Origin of the sequence: Pontibacillus chungwhensis, assembly GCF_030166655.1 — a bacterium.
Taxonomy (GTDB): Bacteria; Bacillota; Bacilli; order Bacillales; family BH030062; genus Pontibacillus.
Genome location: NZ_CP126446.1, coordinates 2,688,766 through 2,711,066, shown reverse-complemented (window position 1 = coordinate 2,711,066; position 22,301 = coordinate 2,688,766). Strand labels below are relative to the sequence as shown.

Genomic DNA, 22,301 nt, shown 5'->3' with positions numbered 1-22,301 from the left:
GAGCTTGGGGGTCCCAAGCTCTTTTTGTTTGTCATTCTTTTTTGTAGTAGAGAGTGTTCTATTTCCCTTCGGCCCAATTCATGCCTTCTTCTACTGTTTTTATACCGAATTCTTCTATATCATGCAGTATTCTTTGAAACAGTTCAGCAGTCATAATCGCATCGTTTAATGCATGGTGTCTTTCTAACTGAGTAATGCCAAACGAGTTGATCATTGAATCAAGTTGATGCTTATGACGCGGGTACATGTTCTTCACAAGTTTTTGAGCATCAATGGAAGGAGGTGTGTCGATTGGAAGTTTCCATCGTTTGAGCATGGTTTGCAAGAACTTCATATCAAAGGCAGCAGGGTAAGCCACAAGAATGCTGTCTTTACTAAACTCCATGAATGCATCATAGGCTTCTATGAATGTTTTGCCCCCGCGAAGGTCGTGCCGAGTCATGCCTGTCAAGTTTAGTGTTCGTTGGTGAACCGGACGTATGGGGCGGACATATTCATGGAAACGTTCGTAAGAAACATGATTCGTGCCTTGGATTCGAATGGCCCCAATCGATATGATTTCATGGCCTAGTTCAGGTAATAATCCTGTCGTTTCTAGGTCGAAAATCGTAAAAGGAGCTTCTTGAATCGGTTTCTTAAGCAACTCTTCATTGTGCTCTCGGTTCAAGAGCTTTTCGTACAGTTCTTGATATTTCTGTGTGTTTAAATACGGGCGTAACTTATAAGCATACATATGTTTCTCAAAAAGAATATATTTCAAGATCTCAAGGTCCATTGGTAGCACGTTATACCACCCGATTTCGGTTGTAACTTAGCTCAAGAACTTGTTGTAAGCGTTTGGCAATCAGAAGAGATTCCCGTAACGTTTTCTTTTCCTCTTTCGTTAAAGACATAACGCTTATATCATTATTTAACGTTTCTTGTAACTGAATTTGTTGTAAGTTTCGCTTTAACCGGAAGCTCAACAAACGGTGAAGAGCGAGCTTGGCATTTTCAGTATCTCTTGGGTGGAAGCGCTCGTATTTTCGTAGTGTTTCTAAACGCTTTATCGTATTTACATCATCAATACCGTATTTCACTGTATAAATCCGAACAGCATTCACAATTTGCATAATAGCGCCCTTTTTTAAATTCAATACTTTGGAACGACCTGTCCCGTGTATGCGGCCAAATGGTTGAATAGGTACGCGGAAACGAAGCGTATCCTTCATAAGAAGCTGCTGAAGGGTCAAGGATCGCTGGATTTTCTTCGTGACAAATTCTCTTAAATCATACGCCAAAGAGAAATCACCAACAATGGGTCTGAAATCCATAAAGATCGTAAAGTCTCTGATTTCCTCAGCGTCCATCTTCTCAAGCCATTCTTGAATGGAAGTATGCCATTCATTTAACGATTTGCGCCATTTCTTTTCTTTAGCCATGATGCCTCCGGAACAAAGTGGGAATCCGCAGGTTTCTAACATGTAATTCACTTTTTCAGAGAAAATCTTAAAGAATGTTTCAATTTCGTCTTTATTTTCAAGGTGTTCATAATCGTCAAGGATCATCCCGTTATCTTGGTCTGTGCTGAATGCCTGCTCTTTTCTTCCCTCGCTTCCCATAACAATGAAACAGTAGTTGATCGGAGGTGTGCCATAGCCTTCTTCAACCATATCTTCTTCTGCGAGGTGTAATATTTGTTTATGCAACTCGTCATTGTAGCTTGAGATTAACTCGCAAATGTCGTAAGCAAACATGTTGTCGTCCAATAATTGGGAAACGAATTGCTGAAAAGCTCGATTGTAGCGAGGGGATAAACTCGTTAGTTCCTCTAATGACTTGGCTTTTCCAATTTGATAACGCAAATCAAAATAAATAGAATTCTGCATTTTTAAGAAAGAGGTTTGTCGTAAAAGACCAACAACCTGCTGGCGATGAAGAACTGGAATAATCGCTGCTGGATTATGTTTTAAATAAGACAATGCATCATAAATGAAGTCCTGGTCATTAACGGCATAAGGATCTTCATTTAAATAGTCTTCTATTCGACCATCAAAGTCTTCTTGTAAATAAGCAAGAATTAAATCCTGATAGTTAAAAACACCAATTAGTTCCTGCTCATCTCCGCAAACGATTAATCCGCCTGCTTTTTCATCTTTCATCATTTTAACGGCTTCTGCCACGGAAGCGTTTCGATGGATGACGGTTGGGGTCTCTGAGTACGATACAGCCCGTTGTTTAAACAAATCGCGATCATAGCTTGAATCGTCCAGTTCACTCGTCTTGTATTTTACCTCGTGATACAAGCTTTTCATTAGATTGCTTATACCTTCTAGTACGATATTTGAAAAGGCTTGATTCTCAGACATAATTTCTACGAATCGTTCCCTCTTGAATCGAATAGCTTTTGTTTCTTCAATGGCCTGGACACTAAATTTCATTTCCCCGCTTGTAAGCATCATCATGATCCCAACAAGGTCCCCGGGATAATAATATCGTATGGAAAGTTGCTTTCCATTTGATCTATGAAGAATGTTCTTAGCTAATCCATTCAGTACGAAGTAAATATCGCTTTCTTCTTCTTTTTCATCTTCATGAAAGATGAATTGGTTCTTTTTATATGAATTTACAGTAGCTCCAGTAAAAACCCGCTCGTATTGTGCTTCGGTGAGCATGGTAAATGGATACTGCTGTTTAAAAACTTCTACATATTTCTCCAATATTCGCCCTCCTTGTATTTAAATTCACTTATTTGAGTATACCAAATTGTATACATCTTGTAGAATGTAACGCGTTGTGTTAAGAAAGTTAACATCATTTTATTGCAATGGCTAAATGGAGCATGTAGAATAGGTACATCCTTCTGGTCTGTTCGTCTTTTTTTAGAGGGGAACGATGCAAGAAAAAAACCGCCCTTTTGCCAGGCGGTTTTTATGGTGGACATCCTTTATTTTTTGAATCGTCCTTGTGTCTTTCCTAACTTCTTGTCCCGGTAAAGGATAAAGCCACCTATAAATGCAAGGCCCCCTAGGAACGCGATTAGTCCGAATGCGAATTGTACCCAAACTTGTAGTAAAAGAGGGTGCACAATCCCAAATAAGCTGTCACGCATTAGCTTGAACCCTAATACAGCTAATGCACCAGGGATGAATAAGATCAACATTGCCGTAAACCGTGCCATTAGTGTGTTCTCCCCTTTTCGTTCTTTCCCATTGTAGTATATCAGAGAGTGGCGACTCTTCCTAGCCTCGTCACGCTTGCTAAAATGTGCACATTCACCTAATATGAAAGTATGCAAATAATTGCAAGGTGTTGATGCGTATGAAAAGAGTGTTGGTAGTAGGGGCAGGTAAAGGTGGGACGGCCCTTTTAACCCTCTTAAGTGGAACGGAAATGATGGAGATTGTCGCGGTTGTGGATACAGAAGCGTCAGCTCCGGGGATGCGATTAGCCGAAGAGAAGAAGATCCCGACGGGTACAGACTGGAAGGATTATATTAACGAGGATATTGATATTGTTATTGAGGCGACCGGAAGTGAAGTTGTGTTTGAGGAGTTGCTTCAGGCGAGGTCGAAGAAAACGGTTGTTATTCCTGGGTCTGTGGCTTACATAACATCCGAGTTGCTAGAAGAAAAGAATGAGTTGTTGTCTGAGCTCAAGCAGCAGACTCAAAAGCAAGAGCTTATTTTAAGTGCCATACATGATGGCATGATCGTGATTGATCGTACGGAAACCGTCACGTTTATGAATAGAAGTGCAGAACGCATTCTAGGTACGACGAGGAAAGAAGCGGTGAATAAACCGATTCAAGAAATTATTCCTACGTCGAGGTTGTCTCACATTCTGAGAGTAAGGCGTAAAGAAGTGAATCAAAAGCTTGAACTTGAAAATGGCCGAAAGATTATTACGACGAGGATTCCTATTATAGGTTCTAATCAAGAAGTGTTAGGAGCTTTTGCGGTTTTCAATGATATAACGGAAGTTGTGGACCTAGCAGAGGAGGTCACGGATCTAAAAGAAGTGAAAACCATGCTAGAAGCGATTATCCAGTCATCGGAAGAAGCAATCTCTGTGGTGGATGAAAATGGAATGGGGATCATGATTAATCCTGCTTATACACGTATTACAGGACTCACAGAAAAGGAGATCGTCGGAAAGCCTGCGACGGCTGATATCTCAGAGGGTGAGAGCATGCACATGCGCGTTCTACAGACGAGACGAGCGGTGCGAGGTGTGCGGATGAGCGTGGGTCCTGCTAATAAGGAAGTGCTTGTTAATGTGGCTCCGGTTATTGTTGATGGAAAGCTGAAAGGAAGCGTTGGGGTTTTGCATGACGTTTCTGAAATTCAATCCCTGACGACTGAGCTGAGGAAGGCCAGACAAATTATACGAAGTCTTGAGGCGAAATATACCTTTGATGACATCATTGGTGATTCTCCTGAGATGACGCTTGCTTTAGAGCAGGCGAAAGTTGGGGCAAAAACACCTGCTACGGTTCTGCTTCGTGGCGAATCTGGTACAGGGAAAGAGTTGTTTGCTCATGCGATTCATAATGAAAGTAATCGTCGGCATAATAAATTTATTCGAGTCAATTGTGCTGCGATTGCTGAATCGATATTAGAAAGTGAATTGTTTGGGTATGAAGAGGGGGCTTTTTCAGGAGCGAAACGTGGTGGTAAACGTGGGTATTTTGAAGAGGCGAATCACGGGAGTATCTTTCTGGATGAAATTGGAGAATTATCCCTCCCGATGCAGGCTAAGTTATTGCGGGTTCTGCAAGAGAATGAAATTGTACGTGTTGGGGGAACGAAGCCTGTATCCATAGATGTTCGTGTCATTGCAGCAACAAACGTAAAGATGGAGAAGGCCATTATGGATAAAAGCTTTAGAGAAGATCTCTTTTACCGTTTGAACCGTTTGCCGATTTTTATCCCGCCGCTCAGAGAAAGAAAGGTTGATATCTCTTCCTTGGTCCACCATTTAATCCACAAGATCAACCAGGATTATGGGCGGAACGTGAATGAGATTTCTAGGGAAGCTCTTCGTTACCTGGAGAACTATAATTGGCCGGGGAATGTAAGGGAGCTTGAGAATATCGTAGGGAGAGCTATGATTTACATGAGCATGAATGAGGAAGAGGTGCAGCTGTCTCATTTGCCCGAGCTCTTTGAACATCCGAAGTATCCCTCTTTAAAGAGTGTCCCCTCTGAGGAGTGGGAAGGGCAAACTTTGCAATCATCTCTTGAGGAATATGAGAGGAAGGTCATTGAAGACGCTTTTAGATCATGTGAAGGTAATAAAACCAAAACAGCTAAAGTTCTTGGTATTTCTATCCGGAATTTGTATTATAAGCTTGATAAGTTCGGCATTGACAAATCTAGCATGCAAGATTTTTCATAGTACGCAATATATTGCAGGTTAAATCACGGATAAAAAAGCGTTTTCAAAACAATAAAGTTGGCATGCTTTTTGCATAAGTAGTAATGTGAGAGTAATGGGAAGGTGAGTTTTTATGAAATTGCAGGACATACTCGAAAAAGTCGATCAACAATCAAAAAAGAGGGTAGCCGTTGCCCAGGCGGCTGACAAGGAAGTATTAACAGCAGTAAAACATGCAATTGAACATGACCTTGCAAATTTTTTACTAGTGGGAGAAGAAAGTGAGATTCAACGCATAGCTGAAGCGGTTGAATTAGATCTTTCGGATAAACGGATTGAACTGAAGCACGTATCCGACCAAAGTTTGACAGCGACAGAAGCGGTTAAATCAGTTTCAGAAGGGTACGCTGATGTAGTTATGAAAGGTCAGATTGATACGAAGCTTGTATTAAAAGCCGTCCTGAACAAGGATTATGGTTTACGAGCAGGAAAGGTTTTATCTCACGTTGCCGTTTTTGAAGTACCAAATCGAGAAAGATTTGTACTCTTAACCGATTCAGGAATGAACATAACGCCAACACTAGAAGAGAAAGCACAGATTATTTCCAATGCTGTGGAGGTAGCGAATGGTCTTGGGATCGAGTTACCTAAAGTAGCACCGCTCGCAGCTGTGGAAGTTGTGAATCCTACTATGCCTGCCACTGTTGATGCGGCAGCTTTAACTCAAATGCAAAAAAGAGGGCAAATTAAAGGTTGTATAGTAGATGGACCGCTTGCGTTTGATAATGCGGTATCCATTGAAGCGGCGAACCAAAAAGGAATTCAATCAGAAGTGGCTGGCCAGGCAGATATCTTACTGGTTCCTGCGATTGAAGTCGCCAATGCATTGTATAAATCATTTGTTTACTTTGCTGGGGCAAAGGTCGCTGGAGTGATCAGTGGTGCTAAAGCGCCGATTGTTCTTACTTCGCGCTCAGATACGGCGGAGAGTAAATTATATTCATTAGCGCTTGCGCTATTAACATCAAAGGAAAATTAGAGGGGGAAATGAACCATGGAAATTTTTAAATATATGAAAGAATACGATTATGAGCAATTACTATTTTGTCAAGACGAAGCTTCAGGGTTAAAAGCGATTATTGCGATTCACGATACAACGCTTGGACCTGCCCTTGGAGGTACACGCATGTGGACATATGCGTCAGAAGAAGAAGCAATTGAAGATGCTCTTCGTTTAGCAAAAGGGATGACGTACAAAAACGCAGCAGCAGGACTTGGCCTTGGCGGCGGTAAAACGGTTATAATTGGTGATCCGAAAACCGAAAAGAATGAAGAAATGTTCCGTGCATTTGGTCGCTATATTCAAGGACTGAATGGCCGTTACATTACTGCAGAGGATGTAGGTACGACTGTATATGATATGGATACAATCCATGAAGAAACGGACTATGTTACAGGAATCTCGCCTGCCTTTGGTTCTTCTGGTGATCCATCTCCAGTAACAGCTTATGGTGTATACCGCGGTATGCAAGCTGCTGCAATGGAAGCCTTTGGTTCTCCTTCATTAGAAGGGAAAGTAATAGCTGTTCAAGGTGTCGGTAACGTTTCTTATAAACTTTGCAAACACCTTCACGAAGAAGGGGCTCAACTCATTGTTACAGATATTAATAAAGAATCTGTAGCTCGCGCAGTGGAGGACTTCGGTGCAAAAGCTGTAGAACCAGATGAGATTTACGGAGTAGATTGTGATATTTATGCTCCATGTGCACTAGGAGCTACAATTAATGATGACACGATTCCTCAATTAAAAGCTAAAGTAATTGCGGGAGCGGCGAATAATCAGCTGAAAGAAGCGCGTCACGGTGATCAGATTCACGAAATGGGCATTGTGTATGCTCCGGATTACGTCATCAATGCTGGTGGAGTTATTAACGTTGCTGACGAGCTGTATGGCTACAATCAAGAACGTGCGCTTAAGAAAGTAAAAGGGTTATATGACAATGTTATGGAAGTATTCAACATTGCCCGACGTGATAACATTCCAACCTACAAAGCAGCTGATCGCATGGCAGAAGAGCGTATTGAGAAGCGCCGCAAAACACAAAGCAAATTTATACAAAATCCTCATCATATCTTAAGCAGACGCTAAGAAGATAGAAGTATTAATGGAGTGGAGGGGAAACACCTTGCAACAGTCGTATCGCATTCTTGTCATCAACCCAGGATCGACCTCAACTAAAATCGGTGTATTTAACGATGACCAGTGTATCTTCGAAGAGACGATTCGTCATACAGCTGAAGAGACCTCTCAATTTCCGCGCATCATTGATCAATTTGATTTCAGGAAAAAGACTATACTAGATGCCCTTCATCACGAGGGCATCAGTAGTTCAAAATTAGATGCTATATGTGGAAGAGGAGGCCTGCTTCGACCAATCGAAGGAGGCACTTATGAAGTCAACGATGAGATGCTGAATGATTTGAAAATGGGTTATAACGGGGAACATGCATCAAACCTTGGTGGAATTATCGCCCATGAGATTGCTGAAAGCCTAAATATCCCTGCCTATATTGTCGACCCTGTTGTCGTAGATGAAATGGAAGAAGTAGCGAGAATTTCAGGCGTACCTGAGATTCCAAGAAAGAGTATTTTCCATGCTTTAAATCAAAAAGCAGTAGCTCGCCGTGTGGCAGCAGAACTTGGACGTCCTTATGAGGAATTAAATATGATTGTCACTCATATGGGGGGCGGAATTACGGTTGGAGCCCACCATAAAGGAAGAGTAATTGATGTGAACAATGGATTACACGGAGATGGTCCATTCTCGCCTGAGCGCGCTGGTACCGTTCCGGCAGGTGATCTTGTATCCCTTTGTTTCTCAGGAGAGTATTACAGAGAAGAGATTATGAAGAAGCTAGTTGGCCAAGGTGGGATTATGGCTTACCTTGAAACCAATGATGCACGTGATGTAGAGAAGCGAATTGAAGCAGGTGACGATGAAGCGCGGCTTGTTTTTGATGCAATGGCTTATCAGGTTGCGAAAGAAATTGGTTCGATGAGTGCTGTCTTAGGTGGAAAAGTTGATGCTATTGCACTTACAGGTGGGCTTGCTTATGGTAAAACGTTTGTGTCGATGATTACAGAGAGAGTAAATTGGATCGCTGATTGTTTGATCTATCCTGGTGAAAATGAATTACAAGCTCTGACTGAAGGGACACTCCGGGTCTTACGTCATGAAGAGCAACCAAAACACTATCCGAACCCTATTCGGTGAAAGGGGCGAGTTCATTGGCGAATGAATATGATTTAGTCGTACTTGGAGGAGGAACTGGCGGTTATGTCGCCGCAGTTCGAGCTTCTCAATTAGGCTTAAAAACAGCTATTGTTGAAAGTGGTAAATTAGGTGGGACATGTCTTCATAAAGGGTGTATCCCGTCGAAAGCTTTACTCCGAAGTGCAGAAGTTTTTAAGCAAACGAAGCAAGCGGATACCTTCGGTGTTGAAACAGAAACGCCAACCTTGAATTTCTTTAAAGTACAAGAACGTAAACAATCCATTATTGATACGCTACATACTGGAGTACAGGGGTTAATGAAAAAAGGGAAAATAGATGTTTATGAAGGGTATGGACGTATACTCGGGCCAAGCATCTTCTCTCCTTCTGCTGGAACGATTTCGGTAGAAATGAACAACGGAGATGAGAACCAAATGCTCATCCCCAAAAACGTTTTAGTAGCTACAGGATCAAGCCCACGCACACTCCCTGGCCTTGAGGTGGATGAGAACTATGTCATGACATCGGATGAAGCATTAAGTATGGAAGAGCTCCCGGAATCCATCGTCATTGTAGGTGGAGGCGTTATAGGGATAGAATGGGCTTCTATGCTAGCAGACTTTGGCGTTGAAGTAACCGTGCTTGAATACACAGATCGCATACTCCCTACAGAAGATAAGGACATTTCAAAGGAAATGGCCCGTCTGATGAAGAAAAAAGGTGTCAAGATCGTGACAGGAGCTAAAGTTCTTGGCGACACCTTAAAGAAGGGTGAAGGGATTGAGGTCCAGGCTGAACATAAAGGAGAAACTAAGACCTTTGCAGCTACTCGTATGCTAGTGTCTGTAGGTCGCTCTCCAAATGTGAATAACATTGGACTTGAGAACACGGACATTGTTGTTGAAAACGGAGCCATTCAAACGAACAAATTCTATCAAACGAAAGAATCTCATATATACGCTATCGGAGACGTCATCGGTGGAATGCAATTAGCACATGTAGCTTCTCATGAAGGCATAATAGCTGTTGAACATATGGCAGATCAAGATCCAATGCCTATGGATATGGAGCAAGTGCCATCTTGTATCTATTCAAATCCAGAAGCAGCAAGTGTAGGTCTGACAGAAGATCAAGCAAAAGAAAAAGGGTATACTGTCAAGGTTGGTAAGTTTCCGTTTAAAGCAGTCGGAAAAGCTCTCGTTTACGGCAACTCAGATGGTTTTGTGAAAATGATAGCGGACGAGGAAACGGATGACCTTTTAGGCGTTCATATGATCGGCCCTCATGTAACAGATATGATTTCAGAGGCTGGTCTTGCCAAAGTATTAGATGCAACTCCTTGGGAAGTTGCTCATAGCATTCATCCTCATCCAACCCTTTCGGAAGTGATGGGTGAAGCGGCATTAGCCGTTGATGGAAAACAAATTCACGGATAATAAGGAGGGATTTTTGTGACTGAGAACCGTCACCAAAAACTAGGCCTTTCAGATGATGAAGTATTAGATATGTATCGAACGATGCTCTTAGCACGTCGAATTGATGAAAGAATGTGGTTGTTAAACCGTTCAGGTAAAATTCCGTTCGTTATCTCTTGTCAGGGGCAAGAAGCCGCACAAGTAGGAGCTTCTTATGCACTAAATCGTGACGAGGACTATGTAGCCCCGTATTACCGGGACATGGGTGTTGTTTTATCCTTCGGTATGACTGCCAAAGACTTAATGCTATCTGGTTTCGCTAAAGCTGAAGACCCGAACTCAGGTGGCCGTCAAATGCCAGGTCACTTTGGACAGAAGAAGAATCGTATTATTACAGGCTCATCACCGGTTACAACACAAGTCCCGCATGCAGTAGGATTTGCCCTAGCCGCAAAGATGGAAAAGAAAAATTTTGTTTCCTTAGTTACCTTAGGTGAAGGTTCATCAAACCAAGGTGATTTCCATGAAGGTCTTAATTTTGCAGGCGTTCATAAGCTTCCTGTTATTGTCATGGTCGAGAACAATAAATATGCGATTTCAGTGCCGTTAGAAAAGCAATTGGCTTGCGAGAAAGTATCAGATCGTGCTGTGGGCTATGGCATGCCTGGTTATACAGTGGATGGGAATGACCCATTAGCCGTCTATGAAGCTGTGAAAGGCGCAGCGGATCGTGCGCGTAATGGTGAAGGACCGACTCTAATCGAAACGGTATCTTATCGTTTGACGCCACACTCAAGTGATGACGATGACCGTACGTATCGTGAGCGTGAAGAAGTTGAAGAAGCAAAGAAAAAAGACGCGTTGATCACGTTTAAAGCCTACTTACAAGAAGTAGGAGTTTTAACAGAAGAGAAAGACAAAGAATTAGAAGATGAAATGAAATCTCTTATCAATGAGGCTACAGATTATGCAGAACAGGCACCATATGCTGAAGCTGAAAGCGCATTGAAATACGTTTACGCTGAGGACGAGTAAGGAGGGGAAACGAATATGCCAGTAATGTCTTATATTCAAGCCGTTACACAAGCGTTGCATGAGGAAATGGAACGCGATGAAAAAGTATTTGTGTTAGGAGAAGATGTTGGGAAACGTGGAGGTGTATTCCGCGCAACAGATGGTCTATACGATAAGTTCGGAGAGGCACGCGTAATCGATACGCCTCTTGCTGAGTCCGCCATTGCAGGTGTTGGGATCGGGGCAGCTATGTACGGGATGCGCCCTGTTGCTGAAATGCAATTTGCTGATTTTATTATGCCTGCTGTAAACCAAATTATCTCTGAGGCAGCGAAAACACGATATCGCTCTAATAACGATTGGAATGTTCCAATGACCATTCGTGCTCCTTATGGTGGCGGTGTTCACGGAGCATTGTATCACTCACAATCTGTTGAAGCTGTATTTGCGAATCAGCCAGGATTGAAAATTGTTATGCCATCTACTCCTTATGATGTGAAGGGGTTATTAAAAGCAGCTATTCGTGATGATGACCCTGTTCTATTCTTTGAACATAAACGGGCGTATCGTTTAATTAAAGGTGAAGTCCCAGAAGACGATTACACGCTTCCGATTGGGAAGGCGGATATAAAACGCGAAGGATCAGATATCACCGTTATTACGTACGGATTATGTGTCCACTTTGCTCTTCAAGCAGCAGAGAAGCTCGCTGAAGAGGGAATTGATGCACATATCTTAGATCTTCGCACGGTGTATCCGTTAGATCAAGAAGCCATTATTGAAGCTGCGAAGAAAACTGGAAAAGTGCTCTTAATAACTGAAGATAATAAAGAGGGAAGCATTATTGGAGAGGTGTCTGCGATCGTTTCAGAGAATTGTTTATTCGATCTTGATGCCCCAGTAAAACGTCTGGCAGGTCCAGATGTACCGTCTATGCCATACTCACCACCAATGGAGAAATACTTTATGATGAACCCAGATAAAGTGGAAAAAGCAATGCGTGATCTTGCTGAATTCTAGTATGAAGGAGGGGCTTTCAGTTGGCTAAAGAAAAGATTAATATGCCTCAGCTCGGGGAGAGTGTAACAGAAGGAACCATTAGTTCTTGGCTTGTTTCAGTAGGAGACACAGTAGAGAAGTATGACCCGATCGCTGAAGTCATGACAGATAAAGTGAATGCAGAAGTGCCATCGTCCTATAGCGGAAAAATTGTTGAACTTGTTGCAGATGAAGGCGAGACAATTGAAGTAGGAAATTTAATTTGCTACATCGAAACAGAGGGTGATGGTGCAGAAGAAGAAGAAAAGAAAAAACCTGAAGCGCCGGTTGAGAAAGATGGGGTTGGTACATCAGATGACGATGCCGATCAACCAATGAAGAAACGGTATTCACCTGCTGTTATGCGTATGGCACAGGAAAATGACATTGACTTAAATCAAGTTCAAGGTTCTGGCCGTGGAGGACGTATTACACGGAAAGATATTGAGAAAGTCATTGCTTCAGGGGATCTTCCAAAAGAAGCGCCTAAGGAAGAGAAACAAGCAGAAGAACCGAAATCTGCTCCTAAAGAGAAGGAAGCTCCTGTTGTGCAGCAACCGCCTAAACCATCTGCTGGACCTCAGCCAACAGCAAACGAGGGAGATGTTGAGATCCCTGTAACGGGTGTTCGAAAAGCAATTGCCCAAAACATGGTCAAATCCAAAACTGAAATTCCTCATGCTTGGATGATGGTTGAAGTGGACGTCACAAACCTTGTAGAGTATAGAAACGCTGTGAAAGAAGACTTCAAGAACAAAGAAGGCTTTGGTCTCACATTCTTCTCATTCTTTGTTAAAGCAGTAGCTCAAGCGTTAAAAGAATATCCGCAGCTGAATAGCACATGGGCAGGCGATAAGATTATTCAACGAAAAGCGATTAACCTGAACATTGCTGTTGCGAAAGAGAACGAATTGTTTGTTCCTGTTATTAAAAATGCTGATGATAAAAGCATTAAAGGAATTGCGAAAGATATCACGGACCTTGCAACAAAAGCACGGAATGGTAAGTTAACCAATGATGATATGCAAGGTGGTACATTTACGGTTAATAATACAGGCTCATTTGGTTCTGTTCAGTCTATGGGAGTAATCAATCACCCACAGGCGGCCATTCTTCAAGTAGAATCAATTGTGAAGAAGCCGGTCTTTATGAACGGTATGTTCGCAGCGCGTGATATGGTCAACTTATGTTTATCTCTTGATCATCGTGTGTTAGACGGTCTCGTAGCAGGTAACTTCCTTGCCCGCGTAAAAGAGATACTAGAAAATATGACAAAAGATAATACATCTGTTTATTAAACAAAAAAACCCCTCTGAGCGCATAGCTCAGAGGGGTTTGATTTATATTCACAAAAACGAACAGGGATGTACCGGTAACAGAAATCTTATTTACAATTTCAGATTCATTTTTTTAAAAGAGAGCGACTTAAAGGGAAGATCCCAAGACTCTGGACGATGAGTGAGATCAGCACGACTGAAAAAGAAAGGGACAGAAGGTAATCCGCCTCTCCGCTGCCGCTTTCTGCTTGTAAGGCCAAAATGAGAACGACGGACATTGTTCCTCTAATACCTGACCAGCTCATGATTGTAATTTCCTTTGCATTTATATCTTTCCTCCATGCTGGGAATATTTTGATGGTTCCGAATAGGACAAGATACCGAATCAGTAGGGAGGCTATAAAGATTACGATCGATAATATCCAATAGTTAAACGCTAAATAACTAGCAGCTTCAATTCCGATCAATAAAAAGACGATGGATAGAATAGTTGGTTCTACAATATCCCAAAAGCCATCTAATGATTCCCGGTAATGATCTTCTTTGTTCGTATGCTCAAATTCCCAACTCAACATAATCCCTGCTCCCACTGTTGCCAGAACGCCTGATACTCCAATGTGCTCAGCTACAAGGAAAATACCGTAAGCCAGAATGATACTTAGCATGACCTGGTACTCCTTGTGGTGAGTAAAGTGCACAGCTTTACTCACTGCCCAACCACAAAAGATTCCAAGCAATGCACCACCTAGCGAGACCAGAAGAAATTCATTTATAAACGAGGAAACGGAAAGTTCCTCTTGATGAAGATACATACCTGATAGGAACGTAAACAGTACAATGCTCGTTCCATCATTAATCATGGATTCTCCTTCCACTACATCAGCAACCTTAGGGTTGTCAGCAGACTGTTTGAGAATAGAGACGACGGATACTGGATCTGTAGGTGTTAAAATGGACGCTATGACCATCGCGCCAATGAATGATAGGGGGAGGAAGAACCCTCCTATAGAATAGATGACCAATCCAAATAGAACGGCTGTTATAAGTAGACCGACTGTACTTAAAGCTCCGATTAGTCCGCCGTGCTCTCTTAGGGCCTTTGGAGGATACCGATAAGCGGATGTGAAAAGTAGAGCGGGTAAGAAAATATCATAGAGAGTCGTTTCTGTAATCGCAATTGAGTCAAAATAAGGCACAAACGAGAGGCTGATCCCGATGAGCACTAATACAGGTGGCACAGGAATGTTTTCTTGTTTTTTATCAAGGCTGAAAACGATGTAGCCAATTAATAATAGAAGAATGATGTGAGTTGCATTCATATGTAGACCCCCAAACAATAGATATAAATCATTTCCCACTATACTACCCTTTCAATCTTTCAAGATGGGCAAAATATTCTAGTTTACGCTTCCCTTATAGGGGAATGGGTAAAAGTCGAATCCTTTACTTAGGAGAAGTGAAAAATGAGTCAGTTTTTAACCTTTGGATTATTTATTTTATCAGCTATATTAGCTTATTTTGTAGCCAGCCGTCTTGCGATGTTTGGGGACGGGTTAAGCGAAAAAAACAAAACATCCTCTTCCTTTATGGGTATCTTAATTGGTGCTGCTATTTCTTTGCCAGAATTGACGGCAAGTGTGACAGCGATTTCGATTGATAGTCCTGACTTAGCAATAGGAAATCTTTTAGGAAGTAACCTATTCAATTTACTGGCGTTAGCCGTATTGGATATTATTTATCGAAAGACACAGATTATGGGGAAAACGGATGTAGGAAGTAAATTATACAGCTATCTTGTAATACTTATGACGCTTGTTGTGATAGCGGGATTAGTTATAAAAGTACCTGCACAAATTTATCACATCGGCCTTTTTTCCATTATCCTGGTATTGGTCTATATTATTGGGGTGCGTTGGATTAATCAAAAAACTGAAGAAAAGGTACAAAGGAGAAGTCGAAAGAATGAGAAATATGGCCATTATACGTATAAGCAAATCGTAGTGCGATTTACGTTGTGTGCTGTAGCGATCATGATAGTAGGGTCCGTATTAACGATAACAGCAGACAAGATCGCCGACATAACAGGATTAGGTTCTTCTTTCGTGGGTTCTTTCCTCGTTGGCGCTAGTACTTCACTTCCCGATGCTGTCAGTGTTATTACAGCTCTGAAATTAAGGAATTACAGTATGGGTGTTAGTTCATTGCTAGGAAGTAATGCATTTAATATTATGCTTCTTTCCTTTACGGATGTGATCTATTTCGATAATAATTTGTTTGCTCACGCTAGCCCTTCTAATATCGTGACAAGTGCTTCTTCCATTGTAGTTGTCTTCGTAATTCTTTACAGCATTACGAGAAAGAAAGAGCGGTCAACCTCCTTATATGTGGTTCCGCCGCTCTTAATTATTGGTCTTTATGTGGTAGCTACGTTTATGGTTTATCAAATGAAATAAAAAAAGAGGTCTGCTCAAGTTGAGTAGACCTCTTTTTATGGGGTGAATGGAAGCTTTCGGCCGACATCCTGATAGTGTTCGACTAAAACGGAAACATCCACGTTAAAGGTTGCTTTACTGAAAACTGAATTCCAATTGTCTTTTAATTTATACCATTCCTTTGGGTACTTTATTCGAAAGGGCTCCATAAATTCATAATAATCAACTCCGTGTTCTTGCTGGGCTTTTTGAAGAGATTCTACAACAATAGAATATAGTTTTTCTTCAATAGCCTTCTCTTGTTGTTCCACATAACCTTGGTTGAACTGGTTGGATTGATAGCTCCAGTCTTCTCCTAGTTTACCCTGGTAAGAAAGACGAATGTCATAAGTGAGTTGCCCGTTCCTGTAAGTGGGGGTAACCTTGCTTTTCATCTTTTTTATTTCATAGGTGAAGGGATGTTTTTGATCATGGTCTACTCCGTATACCTCGATCACTCCACCTTGGGATTTCTCAGTAATCCAGTTATAGGTTCTGGTTTCGTTTTTTGTGAGAATGCCCACCATTTTTTTAGAAGTAGCATCAACGATGGCTCCGCCGTTTAAATAGATGGCATTCTCCTTTAAAGAAGCCAATGGGATGATAAAACTCTTCTCATGAGAGAAATACTTAGACATATCTCCAAGAGAAAGGGATGGAGCCATTTCCGCCGTTTTTGTAGTGTAGTTCTGAGTTAATTTATCTAAGTATATGGATGGTACTTTATCTTCTTCTGGAGCTATAGTAAACAGGTCTCTAGCCTTCTCGTCCGATAGAAAAACTTGGACACTTCTTCTTATTTCGTGATCTCTGTAAAAGAAATAGGTTAACTTTAAGAGATCAGTCTTTTCTGCTAGTTCCTTACTAATCACGACAGATTTCAAATGATAGTAATAGGGAGGGCGGCTAACAAATTTAGATTGCTCCCGGATTGTTTGTAAAATAGATGGCGCGGTTACAGTCTCGTTTACATAAGGCTTGTTGCCTGATGTTCCACTTTTTACTTGTGAAGAGATGGACTGAGGTAAGACATACTGGTTGGTTACGGTCAGCATGTGAGATTGCTCTGAGTCCTCTGGCTGATCGATGGCAACCCCTGTCACAATACCTAGTTCTTCAATCTCTCTATGGTCCCAACAACCAGTGAGAATAAGAAGTGCACCTATTAGAATCATGCATACTCTCATTGTCTCTGCCTCCTTATCAGCGAGATCAACAAGAGGAGAAGCGGAATGACAATGCCAAATAAAATCATACTATATCCGATCCAAATTCCCATCGTAAACATTTCGTTTATGTCTTTTGGGGTCATCGCTAAGATATAGATGATCGGGATAACAGTAAAAACGGCCGTTTCCCTTTTTATATGAAAAACTTTCTTCATTCCGAGGGCAGCTAAATAAACCACAACCGACATTGTTGTAAAGATAGACAAAATCCAAAGAGGTATAAAAAACGTTTCAAACCGTTCAAAAAAGAAGTTTCGAATTTCTATTGATTTAGCAAGCTCCATTAAAGGATAAACAAGGGTTTTGGTTTCTCCAACACCCATGATGCCACCTACCATAATGACGATAAGTGTATACATGAAGGTTGGGATTGCAATTCCGTAAACAACCGCTTTTTTAACTTGGTTGGGGTTCTTCATGTGAGCTTGAACGTATAAAATGATTTCAATCCCAACGAAAGATAAGATGGAAGCGCTCAGTCCTTTCACAATGGGGGTGAATCCCTCGAAGAAAGGACGTAGGTGGTTCACTTCAAATTGGTTGGCGCTTAGAATCATAATAAGGAGGGTGAAGAATATAATTGCAGGGAAATAGAGCTCAAATAAACGAAATACCGCTGATAATCCACCCAATACTAAGTATACGGCTGTACCGATAAAGATTAGAATCGTAAAGGATACGGGAGTGCGGTCTAAAATAAACATTTGTATAAGCTCCGCCATAGCTCGTGCTTCAAATGCAGCAAAGGCTAAGTAATATATTGTAGTGAGAAACGTGATGATACCTCCGGCCCAGGTTCCGACGATTAGACGATTATATTCGAAATAAGTGGCCCCAGGATATCGATTGTTTAGTGTGACTAACAAAAAGGTAACCCCTATTGCTAAAGCTCCTGTTATAAGGACACTGACCCATCCTGAAGCAATACCGGCAGCTGTGAATACTTCTCGAGGTAACGTAATCATGCCTACCCCGAGTACAGTCAGGCAAATCCCTACCGTCACTTGATTTTGAGAGAGGCCTGCTGTATTCAACACTGACTTCATGAATCATCCTCCTCCCTTAGTTTTTTGTCCCCATCCTTTTCTTATCTTCAGGGTTTAGCATCTCTGGCCGATAAATAAGACGTTTTGTCCGGGTTCGTATAAACATATCCTTCCAACCGCTAGGGGTGTATGGAACGAGTGGTTCCAAATAATAAACGCCGAAACTTTTTAACCGGATAAGGTGAATCGATAATAGGATAAGGGCAATGACGATCCCATATAACCCAAGTAGAGCTGCTGAGACCATAAGGGGGAATCGAAGTATTCGTAACGATACCCCTACATAGTATTGAGGCAGTGCGAAAGAAGAAATCGCTGTAAGAGCAACCACAATTACCATCATTGGGCTTACAAGACCTGCTGAGACGGCAGATTCGCCTATAACAAGACCTCCAACAATTCCAACGGCTTGTCCAACTGGATTAGGCAGCCGTATCCCTGCTTCCCTTAAGATTTCAATCGTCACTTCCATTAAGAGAGCTTCTACAATGGAAGGAAACGGAACCCCTTCCCGACTTCCGGCTAATGAAATAACGAGATCAGTAGGAATAAGACCCTGGTGATAGGAGATCAACGCAACGTAAAGGGCCGGAAGACATAAGGCAATGATTGCTGCCCCAATTCGTAAGATACGTATAAGAGAAGAATAGATCCATCGTTCATAATAGTCTTCAGCACTCTGGTAAAAAGAATTGATGGTAAGCGGTGCAATTAACACAAATGGTGTATGATCTACGATAATCGCGACTCTTCCTTCTGCTAAAGAGCCAGCAACGGTATCTGGCCTTTCTGTAACTTGCACTTGAGGGAAGGGAGACAAGGAGTTCTCCTCAATTAACTGTTCGATCACCCCTGATTCTTGCACGCTGTCTATGTCAATTTTATTGAGCCTGTTCTTCACATCTTCTACAATAGAAGGGTTTGTTAATCCATTAATAGACATGACAACAACATCTGTCTTAGACCGTTCTCCAACTTTAAAATAATCTAACTGTAAGTCAGGATCTTTTAACCTCTTTCGAACAAGACCTATATTCAGAAGGAGCGTCTCTACGAAACCATCTCTCGGCCCTCGTACTACCGATTCAGATGAGGGAGGTTGGATCGTTCGTTGAGGCATTTTCCTTGAATTTAAGATGATGCCGTCGCCGAAGGAATGAGAAAGAATAAGTGTGTTTCCAAGGAGTAAATTGGATATACACTGATGAAGTGTGTCTACAATAGCGGACTCACTAATGGTTAAGACTTCTTTGCGCATGATTTCCGGGCTCAAATCAGATAGGAAGGTTGTTTCGCTTAAACTTCTTACCGCCTTTAGCTGTTCATGTATAACAAGGGTCTCCGTTAACTCCTCAATAAATAAAAAAGCACCCTCATATTTGTAAGGCTCACATGTAAACTGGACGATTTTTAAGTCAAAACTATTTCCTAGTAAGGATTGTAGGGTTTTGATATCGTTTGATAATTCTCCGGTGAGTCGCTCTTCTTGAAGGGGAGATTCTTCAGACGAAACCGAAGCGTTGTCTGTATTCCGATTCGTATGTTGGAAGAGTAATCGATTCAGATACTTTCTCATAGATGACTCCTTTTACTCTTTTTGTAGCCAAATGACAAAGCGCCTGATGGTAAATGGGACCCCCCAGGCGAATAAAGCACCTATTAAAACGGATATACTTGGTAAATGATCAACAATGATTTTCATCTTTATCACCTTTTGTTTATTATGAGATATTTTGGTGATGGATTATGCATCCGATTTAGAACTTGTTCTATAAATGATGAGGAGTGAACGAAATGGAAATCATGATGGATTCCCTAAAGGTTATGGGAAGAATTGTTACGATATTGCCTCTCATGTTAGCGATTGGGTTATATATGGGGAAGCGATCAATTGGAGAACTTCCTGTAATTGATTTTTTAACGGTTCTTGTGCTTGGATCAGTTGTGGGTGCTGATATTGCGGACCCAAACATTCAACACATTCACACTGTCGTGGCAATCGTTGTAATTGCGATTCTTCAAAAGGTGATTGTGTTCATAAAATTAAAGAAGAGAAAGATTGGAAAATGGTTAACATTTGAACCTACCATTGTGATATATAAGGGGGAGTGGAAGCGAACAAACCTAAAGCGGATACAGTACTCTATTGATAACGTATTGCAAATGCTGAGAGAGCAGGGAGTCTTCCAAACTTCAGAAGTGGAACTAGCAATAGTAGAACCAAATGGACGTCTATCGGTAAAACGAAAACCGTTAATGGAACCTCCAACCCGTGAAGAGTTACATATAATGAGGACAGGAAATGACTACGAGGTACCTGTTATTTTAGATGGTGTGATTCAAATGGACATCCTCAGGAGAATGGGGAAAGAGAAGGAATGGATCCGGAAACAATTAAATCAGCAGAACATCCCCCATGAAAGTCGGGTGTTCTATGGGGCGATGACTTCCCGCGGGGTTTGTATGTTTTCATTAAAAGACTCAAAGGTAGACGATCTTCCTCCTATAGAACATTAGTTAATGAAGGGTTCTCACTCTAATTACTGGCGAAGCGATCGAGTAGAAAAAGAGAGTGAACCTGATCAGGTTCACTCTCACAAGAATAGAACGATAAATAGTTGTAAATAAATTTGTACCATAAAGTAAAAAGCAATGGCGTATTTGTAATTGAACAATAGACCATTTTTAATGATACTTAGGCGATTCACGGAACTCAATATAATCGATGGGAGTATGAGTGGGGAAAGCATAATGGAAATGACGCTTCCAGACGTGATCCCAAGGACGATAATCTCAGGTGGATAAGGTAAATCCACGCCCTGCAAGATTCCTGACACTAATACAATAACCGTCAAAGGACCAAGACCAATAAAGCCCAGAATAATCACTACAAATGGTAAGACCCATAAGAAGTTCAGGAATGGTACGGCATCTGTAAGGTAGAAGATTCCATCAACTATATACTTCCCATATCCTGATTGATTTACGGAGTTAATCAAAAAGCCAGCTGCCAAAAGAATAGAGAACTGCTGTCCTTTATTAGGGATATCTTTACGTACATAGGTTTTGGCATTTTTGAGGATGGCTCCTGGTTTCCTGCGAATAAAAAAGTAGAGCAGTACCCAAAATACGATGACGATTGGAATAATTAAGAGCAGTTCGGCAGACCACAACGCATTAAGAAGGAAAATGGATCCGAATAATGAGATGAATAAAAAGGCGAATTCGTAAACATCACGGTTTCCTTTTGTTTCATCTTTTTTATTCTCTGCGATCTTCCTCAACTCTTCTTGTATTCCTGCAGTTAAATCAACTCCGTAATGGCGCTCTTGATAATAAGAGAAAAGGACGGATAAGAAAATGCCAGCAAGAGAAAGGACAAAACCTTGTAAGATTGATAAGGATAAAGAAGCTCCAAGTGCATCGACTGCAAAGATGAAGCTTGGTATGCTTACCACCCACATCGTTGTAAGAGAAAAAGCTCTTAACATGGCAGTTCCTTTATAATTCTCCCAGGCCTCGCCTTTTTGGTTACTAAGGAAGTCGTTTACCATCCCATACACCATCGGAATCGATCCGAACAAAAGGAAATAAGAGATAATTTGGGTGATAACCATCATCCCAAAGTAAAATTTACGACTCGTATTCAGAAGGTTTTGGGCAAAGTTTATAACAGACTCAATATAAGGCTTCTCCTCTAATACCCAACTAATCATAGGTACAATGAGTAAAAGCGCGATAAGTCCGCTCATAACGCCAAATCCTGATATGATCCCATCGATTAAGGATGTCCCTGCTGTAAAATGAATAATAAGAGCGATACTCAAAAGTAACAAGGAAATGGATGCCTGCTTAACAGGCAAGAAGAAATACCCCAACATAAACGCTGCCAATCCGGCCAGTGAGAGTAAGGTCGAGGGTAGTTCGCCACCAATGAAATAGACAAAAAAGTGCATAATGGCATATAAACTAATAAAGAGTGTATAGCCTCTTTTAGCGAAATGTATCATTATGAAAGCTCCAATCTAACTCCGAAGTTCTAGCTTTCATATCGTAACACAAGAACCTAAAAATATCCCCCAAAGTGCATTGTAAAGGCTTTCGTCAAGCTTGCGTCCCTGCTTTAGAGAGAAAAAGCGTGTCAGACACCCTTCATTGCTTTAGTGCGGAGAAGGGTG

The 22,301-nt window shown here is 41.5% G+C and carries 18 protein-coding genes; 10 read left to right on the top strand and 8 right to left on the bottom strand.

All coding sequences use genetic code 11. From position 1 onward, the window contains the following. Nucleotides 1–58: 58 nt before the first annotated feature. The 3 genes from QNI29_RS14095 to QNI29_RS14085 form a co-directional block, all read right to left on the bottom strand. Nucleotides 59–775, bottom strand: coding sequence for a 3'-5' exonuclease (locus tag QNI29_RS14095; RefSeq protein WP_231417595.1), 717 nt, complete (start codon nt 773–775; stop codon nt 59–61). A 10-nt stretch (nt 776–785) separates the two neighbouring features. Beyond that, nucleotides 786–2,699: a DUF294 nucleotidyltransferase-like domain-containing protein gene (locus QNI29_RS14090; protein ID WP_231417137.1), complete on the bottom strand. Its 1,914-nt coding sequence runs from the start codon at nt 2,697–2,699 to the stop codon at nt 786–788. 227 nt (nt 2,700–2,926) lie between these two features. Then, a complete protein-coding gene (locus tag QNI29_RS14085) occupies nt 2,927–3,160 on the bottom strand; it encodes a DUF2627 domain-containing protein (RefSeq protein WP_231417136.1) in 234 nt (77 codons plus the stop codon). Nucleotides 3,161–3,300: 140 nt separating this feature from the next. Between QNI29_RS14085 and QNI29_RS14080 the strand changes: the two genes are divergently transcribed. The 8 genes from QNI29_RS14080 (at nt 3,301) to QNI29_RS14045 (ending at nt 13,398) form a co-directional block, all read left to right on the top strand. Continuing rightward, nucleotides 3,301–5,379: a sigma 54-interacting transcriptional regulator gene (locus QNI29_RS14080; protein ID WP_231417135.1), complete on the top strand. Its 2,079-nt coding sequence runs from the start codon at nt 3,301–3,303 to the stop codon at nt 5,377–5,379. Nucleotides 5,380–5,491: 112 nt separating this feature from the next. Next, the gene (gene yqiS / locus QNI29_RS14075) at nt 5,492–6,397 is read left to right on the top strand and encodes a phosphate butyryltransferase (RefSeq protein WP_231417134.1); all 906 of its coding nucleotides are present in this window, start codon (nt 5,492–5,494) and stop codon (nt 6,395–6,397) included. A gap of 15 nt (nt 6,398–6,412) precedes the next feature. Then, a complete protein-coding gene (gene bcd, locus QNI29_RS14070; RefSeq protein ID WP_231417133.1) occupies nt 6,413–7,507 on the top strand; it encodes a Leu/Phe/Val dehydrogenase in 1,095 nt (364 codons plus the stop codon). Between the two features lie 16 nt (nt 7,508–7,523). Next, nucleotides 7,524–8,633 carry a butyrate kinase gene (gene buk / locus QNI29_RS14065; RefSeq protein ID WP_231417132.1) on the top strand — a complete coding sequence of 370 codons (1,110 nt, stop codon included), beginning with the start codon at nt 7,524–7,526 and terminating at the stop codon, nt 8,631–8,633. 14 nt (nt 8,634–8,647) lie between these two features. Continuing rightward, entirely contained in the window at nt 8,648–10,069 is a 1,422-nt protein-coding gene (lpdA, locus tag QNI29_RS14060; RefSeq protein ID WP_231417131.1) for a dihydrolipoyl dehydrogenase, read from the top strand. Nucleotides 10,070–10,138: 69 nt separating this feature from the next. After that, nucleotides 10,139–11,083: a thiamine pyrophosphate-dependent dehydrogenase E1 component subunit alpha gene (locus QNI29_RS14055; protein ID WP_231417594.1), complete on the top strand. Its 945-nt coding sequence runs from the start codon at nt 10,139–10,141 to the stop codon at nt 11,081–11,083. Between the two features lie 15 nt (nt 11,084–11,098). Next, nucleotides 11,099–12,082 (top strand): alpha-ketoacid dehydrogenase subunit beta, encoded by a 984-nt coding sequence (locus QNI29_RS14050; RefSeq protein WP_231417130.1) that lies wholly within the window; start codon nt 11,099–11,101, stop codon nt 12,080–12,082. A gap of 20 nt (nt 12,083–12,102) precedes the next feature. Beyond that, nucleotides 12,103–13,398, top strand: coding sequence for a dihydrolipoamide acetyltransferase family protein (locus QNI29_RS14045; RefSeq protein WP_231417129.1), 1,296 nt, complete (start codon nt 12,103–12,105; stop codon nt 13,396–13,398). 104 nt (nt 13,399–13,502) lie between these two features. Here the strand turns inward: QNI29_RS14045 and QNI29_RS14040 are convergent, their stop codons facing one another. Next, complete coding sequence (locus QNI29_RS14040; RefSeq protein WP_231417128.1) at nt 13,503–14,696, bottom strand: cation:proton antiporter; 1,194 nt, start codon at nt 14,694–14,696, stop codon at nt 13,503–13,505. A gap of 144 nt (nt 14,697–14,840) precedes the next feature. On the opposite strand from QNI29_RS14040, the gene QNI29_RS14035 reads away from it, so the two are divergent. After that, complete coding sequence (locus tag QNI29_RS14035) at nt 14,841–15,830, top strand: sodium:calcium antiporter (protein WP_231417127.1); 990 nt, start codon at nt 14,841–14,843, stop codon at nt 15,828–15,830. A 35-nt stretch (nt 15,831–15,865) separates the two neighbouring features. Here QNI29_RS14035 and QNI29_RS14030 read toward each other — a convergent pair whose 3' ends face one another. The 3 genes from QNI29_RS14030 to QNI29_RS14020 are packed head-to-tail and all read right to left on the bottom strand — an operon-like array spanning nt 15,866 to nt 19,699. Further along, complete coding sequence (locus QNI29_RS14030) at nt 15,866–17,035, bottom strand: Ger(x)C family spore germination protein (RefSeq protein WP_231417126.1); 1,170 nt, start codon at nt 17,033–17,035, stop codon at nt 15,866–15,868. Continuing rightward, nucleotides 17,032–18,123 carry a GerAB/ArcD/ProY family transporter gene (locus QNI29_RS14025; protein ID WP_231417125.1) on the bottom strand — a complete coding sequence of 364 codons (1,092 nt, stop codon included), beginning with the start codon at nt 18,121–18,123 and terminating at the stop codon, nt 17,032–17,034. Before QNI29_RS14025 ends, QNI29_RS14030 begins: the two co-directional genes overlap by 4 nt. Before the next feature lie 16 nt (nt 18,124–18,139). Further along, nucleotides 18,140–19,699 (bottom strand): spore germination protein, encoded by a 1,560-nt coding sequence (locus QNI29_RS14020; RefSeq protein ID WP_231417124.1) that lies wholly within the window; start codon nt 19,697–19,699, stop codon nt 18,140–18,142. Between the two features lie 218 nt (nt 19,700–19,917). Between QNI29_RS14020 and QNI29_RS14015 the strand changes: the two genes are divergently transcribed. Continuing rightward, nucleotides 19,918–20,640: a DUF421 domain-containing protein gene (locus QNI29_RS14015; RefSeq protein WP_231417123.1), complete on the top strand. Its 723-nt coding sequence runs from the start codon at nt 19,918–19,920 to the stop codon at nt 20,638–20,640. A gap of 77 nt (nt 20,641–20,717) precedes the next feature. Here QNI29_RS14015 and QNI29_RS14010 read toward each other — a convergent pair whose 3' ends face one another. Beyond that, complete coding sequence (locus QNI29_RS14010) at nt 20,718–22,133, bottom strand: hypothetical protein (RefSeq protein WP_284526497.1); 1,416 nt, start codon at nt 22,131–22,133, stop codon at nt 20,718–20,720. Nucleotides 22,134–22,301 lie beyond the last annotated feature (168 nt).

Coding starts and splice junctions, on each gene's coding strand:
- QNI29_RS14095 (WP_231417595.1), bottom strand. CDS start 775: ATGGACCTTGAGATCTTGAAATATATTCTTTTTGAGAAACATATGTAT.
- QNI29_RS14085 (WP_231417136.1), bottom strand. CDS start 3,160: ATGGCACGGTTTACGGCAATGTTGATCTTATTCATCCCTGGTGCATTA.
- QNI29_RS14080 (WP_231417135.1), top strand. CDS start 3,301: ATGAAAAGAGTGTTGGTAGTAGGGGCAGGTAAAGGTGGGACGGCCCTT.
- yqiS (WP_231417134.1), top strand. CDS start 5,492: ATGAAATTGCAGGACATACTCGAAAAAGTCGATCAACAATCAAAAAAG.
- bcd (WP_231417133.1), top strand. CDS start 6,413: ATGGAAATTTTTAAATATATGAAAGAATACGATTATGAGCAATTACTA.
- buk (WP_231417132.1), top strand. CDS start 7,524: ATGGAGTGGAGGGGAAACACCTTGCAACAGTCGTATCGCATTCTTGTC.
- QNI29_RS14055 (WP_231417594.1), top strand. CDS start 10,139: ATGTATCGAACGATGCTCTTAGCACGTCGAATTGATGAAAGAATGTGG.
- QNI29_RS14050 (WP_231417130.1), top strand. CDS start 11,099: ATGCCAGTAATGTCTTATATTCAAGCCGTTACACAAGCGTTGCATGAG.
- QNI29_RS14040 (WP_231417128.1), bottom strand. CDS start 14,696: ATGAATGCAACTCACATCATTCTTCTATTATTAATTGGCTACATCGTT.
- QNI29_RS14035 (WP_231417127.1), top strand. CDS start 14,841: ATGAGTCAGTTTTTAACCTTTGGATTATTTATTTTATCAGCTATATTA.
- QNI29_RS14030 (WP_231417126.1), bottom strand. CDS start 17,035: ATGAGAGTATGCATGATTCTAATAGGTGCACTTCTTATTCTCACTGGT.
- QNI29_RS14025 (WP_231417125.1), bottom strand. CDS start 18,123: ATGAAGTCAGTGTTGAATACAGCAGGCCTCTCTCAAAATCAAGTGACG.
- QNI29_RS14020 (WP_231417124.1), bottom strand. CDS start 19,699: ATGAGAAAGTATCTGAATCGATTACTCTTCCAACATACGAATCGGAAT.
- QNI29_RS14015 (WP_231417123.1), top strand. CDS start 19,918: ATGGAAATCATGATGGATTCCCTAAAGGTTATGGGAAGAATTGTTACG.
- QNI29_RS14010 (WP_284526497.1), bottom strand. CDS start 22,133: ATGATACATTTCGCTAAAAGAGGCTATACACTCTTTATTAGTTTATAT.